General features: G+C 62.5%; 16 protein-coding genes and 1 pseudogene. 13 read left to right on the plus strand and 4 right to left on the minus strand.

Features of this window, described 5'->3' with window-relative positions:
- The first annotated feature begins 283 nt into the window (after positions 1–283).
- The 6 genes from ACQR1B_RS00980 to ACQR1B_RS01005 all read left to right on the plus strand — a co-directional run bounded on the left by ACQR1B_RS00980 (position 284) and on the right by ACQR1B_RS01005 (position 8,437).
- A complete protein-coding gene (locus tag ACQR1B_RS00980) occupies positions 284–2,263 on the plus strand; it encodes a S8 family serine peptidase (RefSeq protein ID WP_434875125.1) in 1,980 nt (659 codons plus the stop codon).
- Positions 2,264–2,417: 154 nt separating this feature from the next.
- Positions 2,418–2,639 carry a hypothetical protein gene (locus ACQR1B_RS00985; RefSeq protein ID WP_434832714.1) on the plus strand — a complete coding sequence of 74 codons (222 nt, stop codon included), beginning with the start codon at positions 2,418–2,420 and terminating at the stop codon, positions 2,637–2,639.
- 41 nt (positions 2,640–2,680) lie between these two features.
- Positions 2,681–4,459: a hypothetical protein gene (locus ACQR1B_RS00990; protein ID WP_434832713.1), complete on the plus strand. Its 1,779-nt coding sequence runs from the start codon at positions 2,681–2,683 to the stop codon at positions 4,457–4,459.
- A 691-nt stretch (positions 4,460–5,150) separates the two neighbouring features.
- Complete coding sequence (locus ACQR1B_RS00995; RefSeq protein ID WP_434832712.1) at positions 5,151–6,509, plus strand: tyrosine-type recombinase/integrase; 1,359 nt, start codon at positions 5,151–5,153, stop codon at positions 6,507–6,509.
- 656 nt (positions 6,510–7,165) lie between these two features.
- The gene (locus tag ACQR1B_RS01000; RefSeq protein ID WP_434832711.1) at positions 7,166–7,600 is read left to right on the plus strand and encodes a hypothetical protein; all 435 of its coding nucleotides are present in this window, start codon (positions 7,166–7,168) and stop codon (positions 7,598–7,600) included.
- Between the two features lie 6 nt (positions 7,601–7,606).
- Positions 7,607–8,437, plus strand: a complete 831-nt coding sequence (locus ACQR1B_RS01005; RefSeq protein WP_434832710.1) for a hypothetical protein — start codon at positions 7,607–7,609, stop codon at positions 8,435–8,437.
- A 311-nt stretch (positions 8,438–8,748) separates the two neighbouring features.
- Here the strand turns inward: ACQR1B_RS01005 and ACQR1B_RS01010 are convergent, their stop codons facing one another.
- Positions 8,749–9,054: a hypothetical protein gene (locus ACQR1B_RS01010; RefSeq protein WP_434832709.1), complete on the minus strand. Its 306-nt coding sequence runs from the start codon at positions 9,052–9,054 to the stop codon at positions 8,749–8,751.
- Between the two features lie 307 nt (positions 9,055–9,361).
- On the opposite strand from ACQR1B_RS01010, the gene ACQR1B_RS01015 reads away from it, so the two are divergent.
- A complete protein-coding gene (locus ACQR1B_RS01015) occupies positions 9,362–9,583 on the plus strand; it encodes a hypothetical protein (protein WP_434832708.1) in 222 nt (73 codons plus the stop codon).
- A 7-nt stretch (positions 9,584–9,590) separates the two neighbouring features.
- Complete coding sequence (locus tag ACQR1B_RS01020; protein WP_434832707.1) at positions 9,591–10,100, plus strand: hypothetical protein; 510 nt, start codon at positions 9,591–9,593, stop codon at positions 10,098–10,100.
- 96 nt (positions 10,101–10,196) lie between these two features.
- Here the strand turns inward: ACQR1B_RS01020 and ACQR1B_RS01025 are convergent.
- The 3 genes and pseudogenes from ACQR1B_RS01025 to traA all read right to left on the minus strand — a co-directional run.
- Positions 10,197–10,283, minus strand: a pseudogene (locus ACQR1B_RS01025) (hypothetical protein); the annotation flags it as partial.
- A gap of 22 nt (positions 10,284–10,305) precedes the next feature.
- Positions 10,306–10,521, minus strand: coding sequence for a helix-turn-helix transcriptional regulator (locus ACQR1B_RS01030; RefSeq protein WP_434832706.1), 216 nt, complete (start codon positions 10,519–10,521; stop codon positions 10,306–10,308).
- A 127-nt stretch (positions 10,522–10,648) separates the two neighbouring features.
- Positions 10,649–13,660, minus strand: a complete 3,012-nt coding sequence (gene traA / locus ACQR1B_RS01035) for a Ti-type conjugative transfer relaxase TraA (RefSeq protein WP_434832705.1) — start codon at positions 13,658–13,660, stop codon at positions 10,649–10,651.
- Between the two features lie 170 nt (positions 13,661–13,830).
- On the opposite strand from traA, the gene ACQR1B_RS01040 reads away from it, so the two are divergent.
- The 5 genes from ACQR1B_RS01040 (at position 13,831) to ACQR1B_RS01060 (ending at position 16,155) form a co-directional block, all read left to right on the plus strand.
- Positions 13,831–14,157: a conjugal transfer protein TraD gene (locus tag ACQR1B_RS01040; protein ID WP_434832892.1), complete on the plus strand. Its 327-nt coding sequence runs from the start codon at positions 13,831–13,833 to the stop codon at positions 14,155–14,157.
- A 1-nt stretch (position 14,158) separates the two neighbouring features.
- The gene (locus tag ACQR1B_RS01045; RefSeq protein WP_434832704.1) at positions 14,159–14,425 is read left to right on the plus strand and encodes a conjugal transfer protein TraD; all 267 of its coding nucleotides are present in this window, start codon (positions 14,159–14,161) and stop codon (positions 14,423–14,425) included.
- Between the two features lie 68 nt (positions 14,426–14,493).
- Entirely contained in the window at positions 14,494–14,841 is a 348-nt protein-coding gene (locus ACQR1B_RS01050; protein ID WP_434832703.1) for a hypothetical protein, read from the plus strand.
- Between the two features lie 5 nt (positions 14,842–14,846).
- Complete coding sequence (locus ACQR1B_RS01055; protein ID WP_434832702.1) at positions 14,847–15,506, plus strand: amino acid ABC transporter permease; 660 nt, start codon at positions 14,847–14,849, stop codon at positions 15,504–15,506.
- Complete coding sequence (locus ACQR1B_RS01060; protein WP_434832701.1) at positions 15,496–16,155, plus strand: amino acid ABC transporter permease; 660 nt, start codon at positions 15,496–15,498, stop codon at positions 16,153–16,155. Before ACQR1B_RS01055 ends, ACQR1B_RS01060 begins: the two co-directional genes overlap by 11 nt.
- The last annotated feature ends 20 nt before the right edge of the window (positions 16,156–16,175 follow it).

Here is a 16,175-nt window from a genome sequence, read left to right on the forward strand (position 1 = left end):
CAATTCGCGATACATTTCGGCGTTTGCGGAGTTCGCGGACCCGATCCCTGCTCCGGAAAACGTCCCCAGCAAGGTCAAGGCTGTCGCCAGATTGCCTACTCTGTGGAAGGGGTCCCCCGACCGACCGAAATTCCTGCCGTTCGTCGTCGAGAGCCCTGCGGGCTATCGGCTCGACAGCCCGCAGGCGCTTGAGGAGTTGCTCAGGAGCGCTTCCGTGGAGGCGCGGGATCAGACGGTGCCGAACGGGCCGCAGTTGCGCGACATTCCAACATCACGCTTCCGCGTGGCGTTGCCCGTGCCGTCTCACGCCATGCATTCCGAGCTCAGCGAGCCGACCGATCCCGATTGCGAGCCCGAGCAGGGATTGCGTGCTGGGAGCGACGGCCAACGGCTCACCGTCGTGGCCATCATTGACGACGGCATCCCCTTTGCCCATCGCAATTTCCGGGATGCCGACGGCGCCCATACGCGGGTCGAGTTCTGCTGGCTGCAATCCGCCGATGTTCAGCAGGGACAGACGAGCGTGTTGTTCGGCCGTGAATACACCCGCGCCGACATCAATCGGGCGATCGCGTGCTTCGGCGATGATGAAGACCATCTTTACGACGCCGTGGGTGCAACCTGCGCTGCCGGCGATTTCGGCAGCCTGCTGGGTCATCACACCACCCACGGTTCTCATGTGATGAATCTCGCCACCGGCTACGATGCCGCCCACGGCGAGGACCCGCCGGAGCACGTCCGGATCATCGCCGTGCAGCTGCCGAACAGCGTGACCATGGATACGTCGGGCTTCGGCAAGGACATGTATTTGTTGTCGGCATTTCACTACATTTTTCATCGCGTCGACGTGATCAAGACAATGTACGGCGTCCCCGATCCGCGCCTGGTCATCAACTTCAGCTACGGCAGCACGGGCGGGCGCCACGATGGCGGCGACGAGGTCGAAGCGGCCATCGACGAACTGATCCAGATGCGCCGGCGCTGCGCGCCGACCGCGCTCGTCCTGGCCGCCGGCAACACCTTTCTCGATCGCCTGCACTTGGAAGTCCACGACTACGATTTCGATCATGACGACGTGGTTGTGCTGCCGTGGCGCATTCAGCCCAATGGCCGTACGCCGGCCTATCTCGAATTGTGGTTCTATCAGGACGCTGGTTCACCCGATCCCTTCGCCTTTTCCGTCGAGTTGCGCAACCCCTCCGGCATGATCGCGTGTTTGCGCGACGACCCGTCCAACCAATGTCAAACGTCCCTGCCTGTTGGGGTCCACCATTCGGCCCGCCTGTTCGGCGATCCGATCCGCGTCCTTTCCGTGCTGAATCCAGCCGGGCAGGTGATCGGACAGATCAGCGCGGACTTCGACCGGGCCGATATGACACCCGCCACTTCCGACGACGGTGCCGAAGGCCGCCATCGCAAGACGGGACGCCGGCGTGTCCTGGTCGCGATGGCGCCGACGGAACCGCACGACGACTGCCTGCCGGGCGCCGATTCCGGCCGATGGACCGTGACGATCCGGCGCACCACCACAGCCCGGCTGGGCGACCATCCGATCCATTGCTGGATCCAGCGCTCGACCGATTTCGAATCGTTTCGCTCCGGCAGCCGGCAGAGCTATTTCGACCTGGACACCTACGAAGAGGCCCGCTTCACGCCGCAGGGCGATCTCGCTGAAACGGACACCGTGACATCGCCCGTGAAACGTTTCGGTAGCCTGAATGGACTTGCGACAGGGCGCATGTCGCTCGTCGTCGGAGGCTACCGTCTCGGCGCAGGCCTGGGCTCGAGCCTGGCCTGCGCGCAGCCGGCGCGCTACAGCGCTGCAGGCACGCTGAGGCCTGATTGGATCGAGAAAATCGTCGATTGCTCGGCGATGTCCGACCGCTCGCGCGCCTTGCCGGGAACGATCTCGGCCGGTGTGCGCAGCGGTTCACGATCTGTCGTGCAGGGCACCAGCGCCGCGGCGCCGATCGTCGCGCGTCAGCTCGTCGAGACCTTCGTCACGGCCGACGACCACGCCGTCAAATGCGCCGAAGCGACCAACTATCTCAGCCTGCTCTGCGGCTATGTACCAGAGTCTCGCGAACAGGCAGGGCGGCCGGACGAGGATGGCTCGTGCAGCCGGCGCGCCGACCCTGAATTGATCAAGGCCAGGCTCGGTGCCGTCCTCGTGCCACCCCATCGCCAGCCCGGACTCGAACTGCGTCCGTGCGATCACGACACATCCGCACGCCCGCCCGGACCAGAGCATCCTCACGACTAGCGTGCAGCCGACCTCGAGCTGGACGCGTCCCGGCGGAATGTCCGACGCGCTGGTTTCTTGAAGTCGGATTCAGATCCACGCTTTCACACTTATCTCACGCGACAGCGTGCCGGTGCAGGACGAAGATGGTGTTGCGTCCGCACGTGCGGGCGCCATGCACATCGACAACCGAACGCTCGAGGAGATCGTTATGTCCGCAACATCGATTCGTTTGATGATGCTCCCGCTATTCGCCTACACGATCACGGCCGCCGATCCGATCGCGCCCGCGCCACCGCGCGAGGCGGCAGGAACCATGCAGGACGCGGCTTCGTCAGCTGTACAGCCCATCCAGCTCGCGCAGACCGGTTGCAGCAGCCGGGGCGGATGCCGGTGAGCCATGGTGAAGTGCAACGCATGCCATGAAGGGAGAAAGCCATGGCGAACTTATTCGAGTGGCTCGGTGCCTGGGTCCAGGTCAGCCACGACTATGACGCAGGATTCCTGCAGTTCATGTTGGCTTTGGCGACGGGCGGCCTGATCGTCGTGCTGTTTGCGATGAACGATTTCGGCGCGATGCCGATCGGCGGCATCGACAGTGTGGTCGCGAAGTTTCCCACGCGAATCCTCGCCTCGCGCGAAGAACTGAAGCGGGCGATGATCGTCTACGTCACGGCCATGATCGTGGCGCTGGTTGCGCTGTCGGTCCTCGGTCCGGCCGCACTCAAGATCGGCGGATTCACGCCGCCGGCAGCGCTCGTTCCCGTGCTGCCGCTGCTCATCGCGCTCATCCTGGTCGGCGCGATCCGCCGGGTCGGTTACCTCGAACAGATCGAGCGTAACCTCGGGCAGTTCGCGCGCGAGCGCGCCTATATCCCGGCGGCGACACTCGCAATCGCTGACAAGATGGCCGCCGCGGAGTTCGACTTCGCGCCCTATCAGGATGGTGCGATGCTGGCATTGCCCGCGATGACGGGGGTGGAGCAGGGCGATTTCACCAGGCCTCGCGGATCGCTCGAATACGGCTGGGCGCGGCTGTGCGTGCTGAGCTACGAACTCGACGCCGGCAGGTCCGCCGCCCTCGTCGGCGGGCTCGGAAATCCCGTCCTCCAGACCCTGGAGACGGAGCGTCAGACCCTGGCGAATGACGTCGTCGAATATCGCGCGCAATTGCGGTTGGGCCGGAGCTATTCGGCCGCACAGCTGCAGGCCCGCATCCGCGAGACCTTGCGCGCGTACCACATTCTGCTCGCGGGCGCGGTGCGTCGCGGGCTCGCCCCGGGGGCCGACGTCACGCTTGCGCTCGTCCGGCTCGGCTTCCTGTGCGCGGAGTCGCAGCAGCCGGTGTCGGAGCGCGGCAATCTCATCATCGGCGGGCTGGGTGTGATGGCGGCAAGCGTGCTCGTTCTGGTGATGGCCGCGGCCGGGCTGAGCGGCTGGTGGCATGCGTCGCGCAATTTTCCGGCCTCGGCGCCCGACGCGTTCCTGTGGTGTCTCTCTGCGGTCTCGGCCCATGGCGCTGCCATTCTGTTGGCGGACCGCGTGCGGACACGCGCGCTCGCGCGAGGGCGATGGTATCGCCGCGACGCGCACGGCCCGATCTCGCCACTCGCCAATCTGATCCGGGTCGGCATCGTCTGCGGGTTCGGCGGCTATGCGGTTCTCGTGTCTTGGGGCGCGATGTACCAGGAGATCGTGACGCCGGCGTTGTTGAAGGGCATGGCTGCCTACGCCATGATGCCGGCGACGACCGGTGCGTTCTATGCGTTCGCGCTCGACAACGTCGAGCTGCGCCGCAGGCCGCCGCGCTGGCTCGAGATCACCCTGCAGGCGGGCGCCACCGCGTTGTTCGGCCTGCTGGCCTGCAGTGCCTGGTTCGCCCTCGTCGGGGACGATCCGCGCACCGGCTATGATCTCGTCATCCTGGTGACGTTGTTCGGTGCGGTGATCGGCGGTTCCCTCGGCTGGTACATCCCGGCGGGCGTGGCGCAGGATCCGTATGACCCGATGGCCGAGGTGCGCACCGCGCGCGTCCACAAGCTCGAAGAGGCCGCCGGCTCGAAGTTCGGCGATACCGGCGCCGCGCAGCAATGGCTCGATATGACATCCGCCCAGCTCGGAGGCCGTACGCCGCGCGCCGCGGCCTGCGAAGGGGTCGATGGATATGACGACGCGGTTGGTCTTCTGACCGGTCGGCGAGAGCGGGTCGTTGGCTAGATCCGCAACGCGAATCACCTGTGGAGCGCGGGTCCGTGATCCGGTCCAATGGACCGGATCACGCGGCCAGGCGGATGAGGGGCAAGCAGGCAGACGATTGAAGTCCCGGCTGCCCGCGCATCCGGGACGCCGTCATCCGGTCATTCCATTCCGACAAGACGATATCTCGCCGCGGCGACAATCAGGATGAGAAGTTCGTCCTGGTCGCCGCGCCATGGATCTCCATTCCTGCGTCTCGTCATGGGGACAGCCGACATGCTTCGATGCTGGGCCATGATCGCGGATCCCAGGAGGTGAAGCCCTCAAGTGCCGCCAGCGTGCCGGCTGCCAGATGCGCGGGATAATTCTTACGAAGTTTCACGACAGGTGGCCGGGACGATCAGGCCCCGATCTCACGTCCCGCGCCCGTATGTGACGTCGCCTCCGGTGCATCCCCGGCGGTGTGCGCGAGATCGAAGAGAAACGCTGGCGCACCCGACACGATTCGAACGTGTGACCTTTGCCTTCGGAGCATTTTAAGTTGTGCTGCGCGAGAAAACGCCAGGACATCCAATGCTACGATATCCCACTATAATCATTATCGAATCTGGAATGAGCCTCCGCCGACCGTATCCTGCGGTACGCTCCGGTTTTCCTCCAAGTGCTTACGTGGTGCTTACGCGGAAGACGGGCTTCGGAGGAGAGAAAATCCATGCCTAAGCTCAGTAAACGCGTTGTCGAAAGCGCCGAACCCCAAAGCACAGACTACGTGATCTGGGATGACGAACTGCCTGGCTTTGGCCTGCGCGTCTTCAAGTCGGGCAAGCGCAGCTACCTAATTCAATACCGTTCGGCCGGCCGCTCTCGCCGCTATAGCATCGGGGTTCACGGTGTTTGGACGCCTGAGCTTGCCCGTAAGGAAGCCAAGATTCAGCTGGGGCGGGTGGCCCAAGGTGACAACCCGGCCGAGGAGCGGCAGCTCGACCACAAGGCGGTCACGGTCAAGGAACTCTGCGAACTCTACCTCAAAGACTTTGAAGCGGGCCTTATTCTCGGCAAGGGCGGACGCCCGAAGAAGTCGACAACGTTGGTGACGGACACTGGGCGCATCAATCGCCACATAATTCCGTTGATTGGCACACGCCGCGTCAAGGATCTTGTCAAAGCAGACGTCAACAAGGTCCTGAAGGACATCATGGCCGGGAAGACTCGTGCCAGCGTCAAGACCAAGACGCTTCGTGGCAGAGCCAATGTACGTGGCGGCGTCGGCACGGCAACGCGAACCGTCGGTCTCCTCGGGGGCATTCTCACCTATGCGGTGGAGGCCGGGATCATCGAGCACAATCCAGCCCACGGCATTCGCAAGCCGAAAGACAATGTCCGCAATCGTCGGCTCACGGAGGCCGAGTACCGGATGCTGGGCGAGATGCTGGAGGAAGCAGCAAAGGACGAAAAGTACGCCATAACGGTCGATATCATCCGCCAGATCGCGCTGACCGGCTGCCGTCGCAGTGAAATCATCGGCCTCAAGTGGTCAGAAGTGGATACCGAGGCGAGCTGTTTGCGTCTAGCGGACAGCAAGGAGGGTGCATCGATCCGACCAATTGGACTTCCTGTGGTGGAATTCATGGACGCCCGAAAGAGGAAGAAAGTCGGCTCTTACGTTTTTCCGGGGTACGGGGACGATAACGCATTCGGCAGCTTCCCAAACCATTGGGAACAGTTGTTCAGCAAATCGTCGCTTCCAAACTTCACGCCTCACGTGTTGCGTCACAGTTTTGCTAGCATCGCCAACGATCTCGGGTTCACCGAGGTTACGATCGCAGCGCTGGTCGGTCATTCGAAAGGTTCCGTCACAAGCAAGTACATCCATACACTCGACACCGCGCTCATCATGGCCGCTGATACAGTTTCAGGTTACATTCAAGGACTTCTCGACGGAGTAGAATTCAAGCAAACCGCCTACGCACTCGATCGCGACTCGCGGAAAGCAGCGTTGGCTCGTTTCTTAGCCCAAGCTGTTGGTGAGCGGACCGCCGAGGTGGAAGATCCGAAGGGCCTCGCTGCCTAGCGACGCCTGGGATCCGCAGATTACGGATCTGTCGAGCCGGCGACGGTCATTACTAATGTCGTGATAACTCGCACGACCTCATCGGCTGTTTCTTCGCGCTCGATGCTGCAAATTGCGGTGCCACGAGCTGATCGCTGGCATTGCTATGTCGTGAGAAGTGGGCGGCTGGCCCCTCGCAATGCGCAAGCAAAGAGGTGGATATGCTACTAACCCAACACCAGCGTCCACTTTTCACGTGTGATGAGCGGGCGGCCGCGGGCAACGGCGTTTCTTCCTTAAGGACAAGTCCAGCAAGCCCCGTATTGTCGCTGGTGCACGTCCCGCAGCAGTCCGCTCACCACAAATGCCAAAGAGTTGCGGAATGAAGCGGCGCGTGACTTTCTTGCGCTGAAAGCTCACGAAATAGGGCGTTTCAGACCGCTTCATTCCACCTGACACCATTGGATCATATGCGCAGCGATGCGCAAGGGATCGCAACCGGTGGGTGTGGATACGCGCGGCGGCGCGTATTTGTGTGCTAGAATGCGGGTCATGGACGTACGAGAGGTCGGGAAGCTGGGGCCTCGGTGACGAACAGTAGGCTGTCGAAACAGCAGCGCAACGCGAACGCCCGTAAGGCGGCCCAGGCCCAATGGGGAATGAAAAAGGGGTAGTCGGTGTTTCTGTATCTCCAATTCCGCAGAAAGCTGCGAAAGCTCGAGCGCGATCAGCGCTCGGAAGAAAAGGGTTATGAGGAGAGAATAGCGGAAGCCAAAAAGCGCGGCGCAAAAGGCGAGGAGATCTCGGACATCGATCAAGAAGGACTGAGCCTCTACTTTCATTACCAGGACGAGATACAGCAGCTTCATTCGAGCTATCTCATCTCGCAAGCGAGGCGGCTGTTCATTCCAGCGCCGCCCTTAAACGACAAGGCGATGTGGGACCACGATATTGGCGACCGTGTATTTTTGAGCGAGCAGGGTATCAACCAGTTGCGCGCCGCCATCCGAGTGGAAAAGAAGGCGCGCGCGGAGTTTGTCTTGATGTGGGTGCCGGGTTTGGTCGGGATACTCGGAACGCTGATCGGCTTGGCGTCGATTTTGAAAAAGTGAGGGGAGATGGCGGACGAACAAAATAGGGGCGGGCTGCCGGCAATGCCGGGCCTTGGCCCGATCTCGGCGCCGGCCGAGCACCATGCGGCGCACTCGCCGGGGTTCACGTTCAATCTTGCGGGCGTGCCGATACCGCTGCGCCGGACGTTCGCGGCGATCGACCGGCTTTTCGCGATCCCCATTGAGGTGGCGGGGGACGCGCTCGAAAAGAAAATGAAGGGGAACCTCGACCGCCATGTCGAGAACGTCCAGAGGACGAGGCGCAAGAAAGGCAAAAAGGAAAGCGTCGAAAACCCGTCTCCGAGAACGACGAGGGCGATCACTGAATGGGCGAGGCGCGCCGCGGAAACGGATGCTGAGGAGCCAACGCTTTCGTCGCTGTGGGAAGCGTTGCTCGACGCGATCATGGACGACGAGGCCGATGGAGAACGCCTGCTTTCTGTTGTGAAAGCCTCGCAGCCCGGCGACATCTGCTTTTTCCTGGCTAAATTCGCCCGTGCGCCTGGGCGCCGGATAGGCGAGGCAGCCCAGTGGAGCAGGCTGGAGAACTTGGGATTGGTGAAGCGGTGGCTATCCAGTTACAACGTGATAACTCTCTGCATCATTTTGTCGGTGGGTCTTTACGCCATCAATGACCTCGCGCCGCACCGCATTATCGGCATGCCGGCGCTCAGCAAGACGGCCGAGTTTTTCAGAACCATAGCGGACTACGGCATCCCGATCGGCGGCCTTTTCGCCATCGCGTTCTTCATCATGTTCGTCATGCACGAACCCACGAAACTCGGCCGCGAGCTCTGCGCCCGGTATCTCAAATACAAGCGCGAGCGCGACAGTTAAGAGTACCGTTCTCCCAGCCCCGAATCAGTGCGGTAGAATAAGGCGGGAGGTTCTTTTTTCCGGCGGGAGACCAGCGAGCATCCCTGTAGCTGGCGGCACGGTGGCTCTACTTGCCGAGGCACCGGCCATGAACAAGCTCTATGTAGGATTTCGCAAAGGAGATTGAGCCGTCGACGGCCGGCCTTTTCATAGATGACAACTCGCCGAAAATCCCGCTGGCGCGCGTATTCGATCCGGCAATGCACTCTTCAATCCGTTGCGCAACATCGACTACCGGAAAGCTCGGACGATCGCCGACGTGCTTTATACCGTCACGCCAGGGCGAGAACACGCTGACGGTCTGCAACGGCAAGCGCGCGCTCCTCAAAGCTCTCCTCAAGCCCAAGCGATTCGATCAAATCAAGGATGACGGCGAGGAAGTGGAGGGTATGATTGACGACCTGCTCGTGTCGCCGGTGCTGCGGCGCGTCCTGTGCGATCCGACCAACTCCTCGTTCAGGACCGATATCGGTCCTGGCGAACTGAACCGGGCTGAGATCGGCGACGCGTTCGTCCTCGGACTGCTTCTCATGGCGTACTTTAAGGGACAGATCGTCGTCCCTGACTTCGGCTTCCATGGACGCGAGAGCCACGGGTCCATGATACGCAAGAACCGACTTATTGCCGGCGTCAATTTCCTGTCCGAACTCTCGCCGAAACTCCGGGAAGCCATCCTATTGATAAAAGTACAAGGAGGGCAGCGGCACCACGTTCGACGATGCCGATGTCTCGGCTAAGTACTCCGGGTTGCCATCAGGAAGAAACAGAGCCAACGACTTCATCGAGGAGCGCATCGGATAGCGCTGGGCGGCGGGGGGAAATGTCCGGCACGTTTTCGCAGCCTGTGGTACTACAGCGAGCCGTGATCGGCAGGAGGGAAGCCCCTTGGGAAGGAAAATTCCGACCGTCGAGGAATTCGAGGTTGAAGGCGACGAGGTAATTCACAAGCCGACGAACGCGACGTGGACGGCATATCCGGGTCAGCCGGAGCCGCACCTTTATCGTCAAAGCATGCTTGGTAGCGTGCTTCCAAACGGCGATGATTACCGCGAGCATGAGGTGACGGAGATCGCGCTGCGGCTGCTGCGCGCGCGTCTGGACCAGTGAGGTGGTGATGGCGGCCAAGTTAAGCGAAGAAGAGGTCAAAAAGCGGATCGCGGCCGCGCAGGAGCGGCGCAAGAAGATCATCGACCTGCGCCTGGCCGTGCTCGAAGGCAATTTGGTGGTGGAAGAAGCTCTCAACGGGTTTCTGGAAGCCGCTCTATTCAATCCCGAACACCTGAACATCCCGCGCATTAATTTCAGCAACAAAGGCAACTTCGCCATCTCCCTCGCAGCGGCTCGCGGCAAGGATGAGATGTGGGATGTGCTCTGGGCGATCAACCAGCTCCGGAACGAGCTAGCGCACAACATCGACTCGAAGAAGATCGACGAAAAGGTCGCGTTTCTGCGGAAGACGTATGTCGCCGCGCTCGAGCCGAAGCCTGCCGAGTACGCGAAGACGTTATCCGACAAGGACCTCGTGGACCAAGCGTGCAGCGTGTGTGCCGGGTTCCTCGGGCAACTGACTTCCGAGGCAAAGATGCGCCGGGGGATCGTCGATCAGCACTGGAAAGGTCCGTGAACCACGGAGGCGAGGGGATATTGGACACTTGTGTCCAATAAATCCCCAGCCTTCTGGTTTGAAGGAAACGGACGCGCTGCAGGCGTGTTCCTCCCTCTACCTCTTCGACACGTCCGTTTGATGTCCGAGATAAGCGTCGAGCGCGCGCCGCACATGTTCGGATTTGTTCATGCCGGTCTTTTTGCGGACCGCGAGCTTCTACTCGTCACTGGACTTCATCAAACGCGCCTTTCGGACGCCACGAGACTGGATCCGTGATCCAGCGATTGATGTCGGACTCATGCCAGCCAGTCCCGTTCACGCTGATCTTGATCTGCGGTGGGAATGTGCCCTCAGCGATCTTGCGGTAGATGGTTGATCGGGATAGTCCGGTCCTAGCGAGGACGGTTTTTAAACGGATGATACGGTCCGATTCGCGCATGGCTGCGCGGCCTCCTGCTGGCTGTTTCTGACGGCTGCTGCGACCAAACAGGACAGTCATTAACGGCGGGCAAGAGGTTTTTCGACATGCCGTACTGTGGCGAAGAATCGATGGTAAATCGGATGGTTCAAATTCCGAGGCCCCGGCCTCGGCCAAGGTCGATGCCGTGGCTGAGGGCGAGTTCGAGGCCGAGCCGGCGGCCTGATTCGAACGCAATGCCAAGCTCGTGCTTGCGATTCTCAAGGAGAGATTCCAGTTGCGGATCACGCTCGAGGCTTCTTGCCATGTCGCCCATCGCCGAGCGCGTGGTCCTGTAGCCGGAGATGTCGCCCGCCTGGTACTGGCGCAGGCTGGCCTGGTCGAGCTTCTGCCAGTCTTCGACGAAGCGGTCGGTGCGGCGACTCGGATTGACGCGCAGTTCGGTTTCGAGCTGGAGCGCGCGGATGGCGCGGTTGACCTGGCCGCCAGCCGCCTCGCGGGCCAGTTCCGGGTTCTTCTTGTAGGCGGCTTCGGCGTCGCGCGAGCCATAAGGCCGCACCTCCTCGAAGGCCTGGCGGGCCTTCTGTAGCTCTTTGACTTGGTCGGCACTTGCCACACCACCTGTCTCCTGCACCGTGAAGATCGCATCCACGGCGCGGGCATGGCGCTTGAGCGCTCGGGTACGTGCGCGACGCAATTCCTTTTCCGAGTCCTCCGCCAGCTTCCTTTCGGGCGCCTGGATGTCGCGCCGCTCGGCGTGCGCACCGCTCCTTTCCCTTTCCGGCGTTTCCCGCTCCGGTCTCCGTCCAAGATCCGGGCCGGGCATCTCTCCAGGAGAGCGAAGGCCGTCGAACATGTCGCGCAGCTTCTCCGGCACGACCTTGCGCAGCATCTCGGCGACCCGCTCCCGGATAGTGATCCCACGCCGCTCGGCGTAGCTCTGGATCGGATCGGCGCGCTCGTAATCCGAGGCCATATCCTTGGCGCGATCGCGCGACAGGGTGCGGACCAACCGGTCCTGATGGGCAAAATCGTCATGGCCATAATGCAGGTCGACGCCCGCGCGATGCCGCGAGAGGGCGACATAGCTGCTGTGGGCATCCATGCCGGGCGTCGCCAGCACATGGACGCGGTCAACCGTCATGCCCTGTGCCTTGTGGATCGTCGCGGCATAGCCATGGTCGATCCGGTTGTAATCCTTGAGGTCGAAACGCACGGATCGGCCATCGTCGGTCTGCACGGTCATGGATTGCGCGCTGACCTGTTCGACGGTCCCGAGCGTGCCGTTCTTGACGCCAAGCCCGCGCTCGTTCTGCAGGAACATGACCCGATCCCCGCTGGCAAAAGTTCTCGCGCCGCGCTCGACCGTCACAACTACCTCGCCGCCCAGAACGCCGGCGGCGCGCATCCGCCCACGCGCTGCCTCGTTCAGGGTCCGGACCTCGTCATTGGTGTGGGTGAGGATGATCCGGCTCCGGTCCGGTGACGCCTGCCGATCGCGATCCCAGCGCTCGATCAAATCGCCACGCGCCTGCTCGCGGGTCTGGGCCTCATGCACCATGCCGTGGGTGCGGTAAGCTCCGAGCGCCTGTCCCACTTTGCCGGTCGCCAGATCGCGCGTGGCGTCGCGCTGCCAGTCCTGGCGCTGACGGCGCACTTCACCGATCTCGGCGCCGCCGTGACGCTCATGGATCGACCGGAACGCCGCACCCGCTTCGATCGCCTGCAGCTGTTGTGGATCGCCGACCAGCACCACCTTTGCGCCAGCCTCGGCAGCATGGGACAGCACGCGCTCGAGCTGCCGCGTGCCGACCATGCCGGCCTCGTCGATGACGAGCACATCGCGGGGAGTGAGCCCGTCACAGCCCTGTTTCCAGCCATGCTCCAAGCTGGCAATCGTGCGTGACGCAATGCCCGATCCGCTTTCGAGGTTTTCCGCGGCAATGCCGGAAAGCGCCGCGCCCCGGACCTCGAAGCCTGCCGCTTCCCACGCCTCGCGCGCCAGCCCCAGCATCGCGCTCTTTCCCGTCCCGGCATAGCCGACCACGATCCCGAGATCGTGCCCTTCCGTGACATGCGCCAGTGCCTCGGCCTGCTCGTTAGACAAGACCAGGCCGCGCGCTTTGGCCCGCACCAAAGCGGCTGTGCGGTCCGCGTCGCGCACCTCATGGTGCTGCCGTTCCGCCATCCGTTCAGCGGCACGGTGCAGACGCTGTTCTGCCTCGACCATTCCGCGGGTGGTGAATCGATCCTCGCCGCGGGCGTCCCGGCCGAGTTCGACCAGATCGGGCGCTCCCTGCATCGCGCCCATGACCGCATTGAACTGGTCGAGCCCGTCGCTGTGCCGGTGTGCGAACTTCGCCAGGTCGCGGCGCGTGAAGGTCGATTGCTGCTGGGTGATGGCCTCCAGACCAAGAGAGGGATCGGCGATGATCCGTGCGCCATTGCCACGCGCGATCTCTCGGTGCATCTCGGCGCGGTCGGCCTCACTGCCTTCGCCCGCACTGCCTCGAACCTCAATCCGTTTAGCGGGCGCGCCGATCTGGCTCTGTGGCTCCAGCCCGATGCCCTGGGCTTCCAGGCTGCGATGGTCGATCCGCGCGTCGATGTCGAGCTCGGCCAGGCGCTCATTGGCAAGCTCGGCCCAGCGTCTCCGCCAGCGCTCAACCATCTCGGTGCGGTTCCAGTCTCGTACCTTTTGGCCAAATCCGTTCTCATCGACCGCGCGCATGCTCAACATGACATGGGCATGGGGCTTGGGCATGCCGTTCTCGGCCACATCCCAATGCACATTGAGGTCGGCGACCATGCCGAGACCCACGAACTCGCCCCGCACGAAGTCTTGGGCCAGCTTGATCCCCTGCGCCTCACTCATCTCGTGTGGAAGGGCGAACTCCACCTCACGGGCCAGCTGGGCATCTTTGCGGGCTTCGAACGCTTCGACGTCGTTCCAGAGCCGTTCGCGATCGCTCCAGGCTTGCGGCGCATTCTCCGGCAGTATCACCTCGGAATGGACGACACCGCGCTTTCCGGAAAAGTCCTGATCACGGCCAAGCCGCTCGTCGCGCAGCCGCGAACCGGCGCGGTAGGCCGCCGACGCCACCGCGCTGCTCCCGGCCTTGCGGCCAATGACCTTGACGTGAAGATGATAGATCGCCATCGCGACCAGATCATCTACACAGCGAAGCGCACGTCGGCACGACGTATAAGCGCGCCCTCCCTCGAAAAAATCTCGGGAGGGATCGCACCGTCCCAGGCCGTCCTGATGACCTTACAGCATTCTCGCGTGCGCTCGCCTATCATTTCGGCATCGAACTCATGGAGACGATGATGCGCAAACCACGCGACTTTGATGCAGACCTGAAGGCACTCGAAGACAAAGCGCGAGGCCTGAAGACCCGCAAAGTGCGTCAGCTCGGCGAATTGGTCATCGCCACCGGTGCGGACGCGCTCAGCGCTGAAGAACTAGCAGGCGCACTGATTGTGCTGGCCGAGACGAAAGAGGCCGGGAGGAGGGAGGCATGGGCTAAGCGCGGCACCGCTTTCTTTCAAAGCCGGACGCGACGATATGCGCCGGCAACTGACCGCAACTTGGACGGCGCTCCTGCGGTACCGAGCGGCGCGCAACCGGTATCAAGCAGCAAAGGCGCGACGTGACATGCGCTCGTGGCAGGTTGAGCGCCGCAGGCGGACGCGGCAACTCATCGAACTCGGCGGTCTCGTCGTCAAAGCCGGTCTCATCGAACTCACCGGCGATGATCGCGCTATCATTCTTGGCGGACTACTCTGGATGGCTGACAAGCTCCAGAGCGATCAAGGCGAACGTGCCCGTGAGCTGTGGGCCGCAAAGGGGAAGGAAGCATTCAAATCGGACGCAACAACACCCACGGTGGCAGACAGAACTGGTTCAAAGGTTCATCGCTGATTCACGACGATGGCATGTCGGCCAAGCGAAACCCGCCAGCTGGTACAGGAGAGGCCCGGGCTCCCAGATTGCTTAACAACGAGGCATCGGTCTCGGCCATCCTCGCCGGCCGCGCTGACGTCACGACACTGTCGAGCCCGAGCGTCATCGGCGTACTCGAGGAGCAGAAGGTCGAGGGCGTAGAGCGGGCGCTGCCGTTCAAGGGGCTGATCAAGCCGAATGGCCTGCCCGCCAAGCTCTACACCGCCACCGTCTTCCCGAAAGGCTCGGAAAAGCTGCGGGACGCCTACAACGTCGAGTTGGCGAAGATGCGCGCCGACGGCCGGCTCAAGGCGATCATGGCCAAGTATCGATTCACCGATGACGACGACGCCGGCGAGGTGACCACAGCGCAGCTCTGCGCCGGCAACGGCTGACCGGCATGTCCTTCCTTGCGGCACTCTCCGCGATCTTCGAGGGGCTCGGCGTCACACTTACCGTGACCGCGCTCGGCATGTGCTATGCTGTGCCATTTGCCTTCGTAGCCGGTATCGCGCAATATGCTTGGCGCGGCCCGGCGTGGCTCGCCGTGACTGCTGTCATCGAGTTCTGGCGTTCGACCTCGGTCGTCATTCTGCTCTACGGCTTCTACTACACGCTGCCGACCTTCGGTGTCCGTCTAAGTGGCATAACGGTCGGTGCGATGGTGCTCGGACTGCATATCGGCGGCTATGGCAGCCAGGCCGTGCGCGGCGCGTTGCAGGCGCTTGACCGGGGACAGGCTGAAGCTGGCCGCGCACTCGGGCTCGCCAGCTGGCAAATCCTCATCCTCGTCGAGGTGCCGCAGGCACTACGCGCGATGGTGCCTACTTTCATCAACCAGTTCATCCAGCTGGTGAAGGGCACGTCGCTTGTGTCGCTGGTGACGCTCACGGACATGACCTTCCGCGCCAAAGAGATCGCGCAACTGCACTACGATCCGCCGACGATCTATCTGGCGCTGCTGTTTGCTTACTTCGTGCTGTGTTACCCTGCCACTGTTCTCGGCCGCTGGGTCGAGTGCAAGGTCGGGCTGGGTCGGAGGCTCGATCATGCCGTTTGACCTCGCCTTCGCCGCCTCCATCACACCTAAGATCGCCTGTGCCCTGGGCTCGACCCTCATCGTAACGGTGGCATCGTGCGCCGGCGCTTCACTCCTCGGCTTTACCCTGGAAGTGGCCAAGCGCAGCGGCCGGATCGCCGGCTACGCCCTTCGCTTCGTCATTGATGTTATCCGCTCGACGCCTCTGTTGGTGCAACTGTACTTCTTGTACTTCGTCCTGCCGGTCTATGGCATCCGCATCCCGGCGCTCGCGGTCGGCATCGTCGCAACCAGCCTCTATTATGCCGGCTATCTCGCCGAGGTGTTCAAGGCTGGCATCGACGGCGTACCCCAGGGCCAATTCGAGGCTGCAAAGGTGCTTGGCCTCGGCCGGCTTGCGGGCATTCTTCTGGTGATCGCGCCGCAGATGCTGCGCAATATCGCCGCGCCCATGGGCAACTACTTCATCGGTATCTTCAAATCGACGCCTTACCTGGCGGCTATCGCCGTGTACGAGTCATTCGGCGCCGCCCTCGACATCGCCTCCGATACCTTCCGCTACACCGAGCCGATGCTCGTCGTCGGTGCGCTCTTCCTCGCTATCGCTCTCGCCCTCGCCCATTTTCTCCGTCGCCTGGAGGCGCGCCTTGGCGCGGTCCTGCGGCGCTGACACGACAACGTAGAGATCTC

It is taken from the genome of Bradyrhizobium oligotrophicum, assembly GCF_051168495.1.
Taxonomy (GTDB): Bacteria; Pseudomonadota; Alphaproteobacteria; order Rhizobiales; family Xanthobacteraceae; genus Bradyrhizobium; species Bradyrhizobium oligotrophicum_A.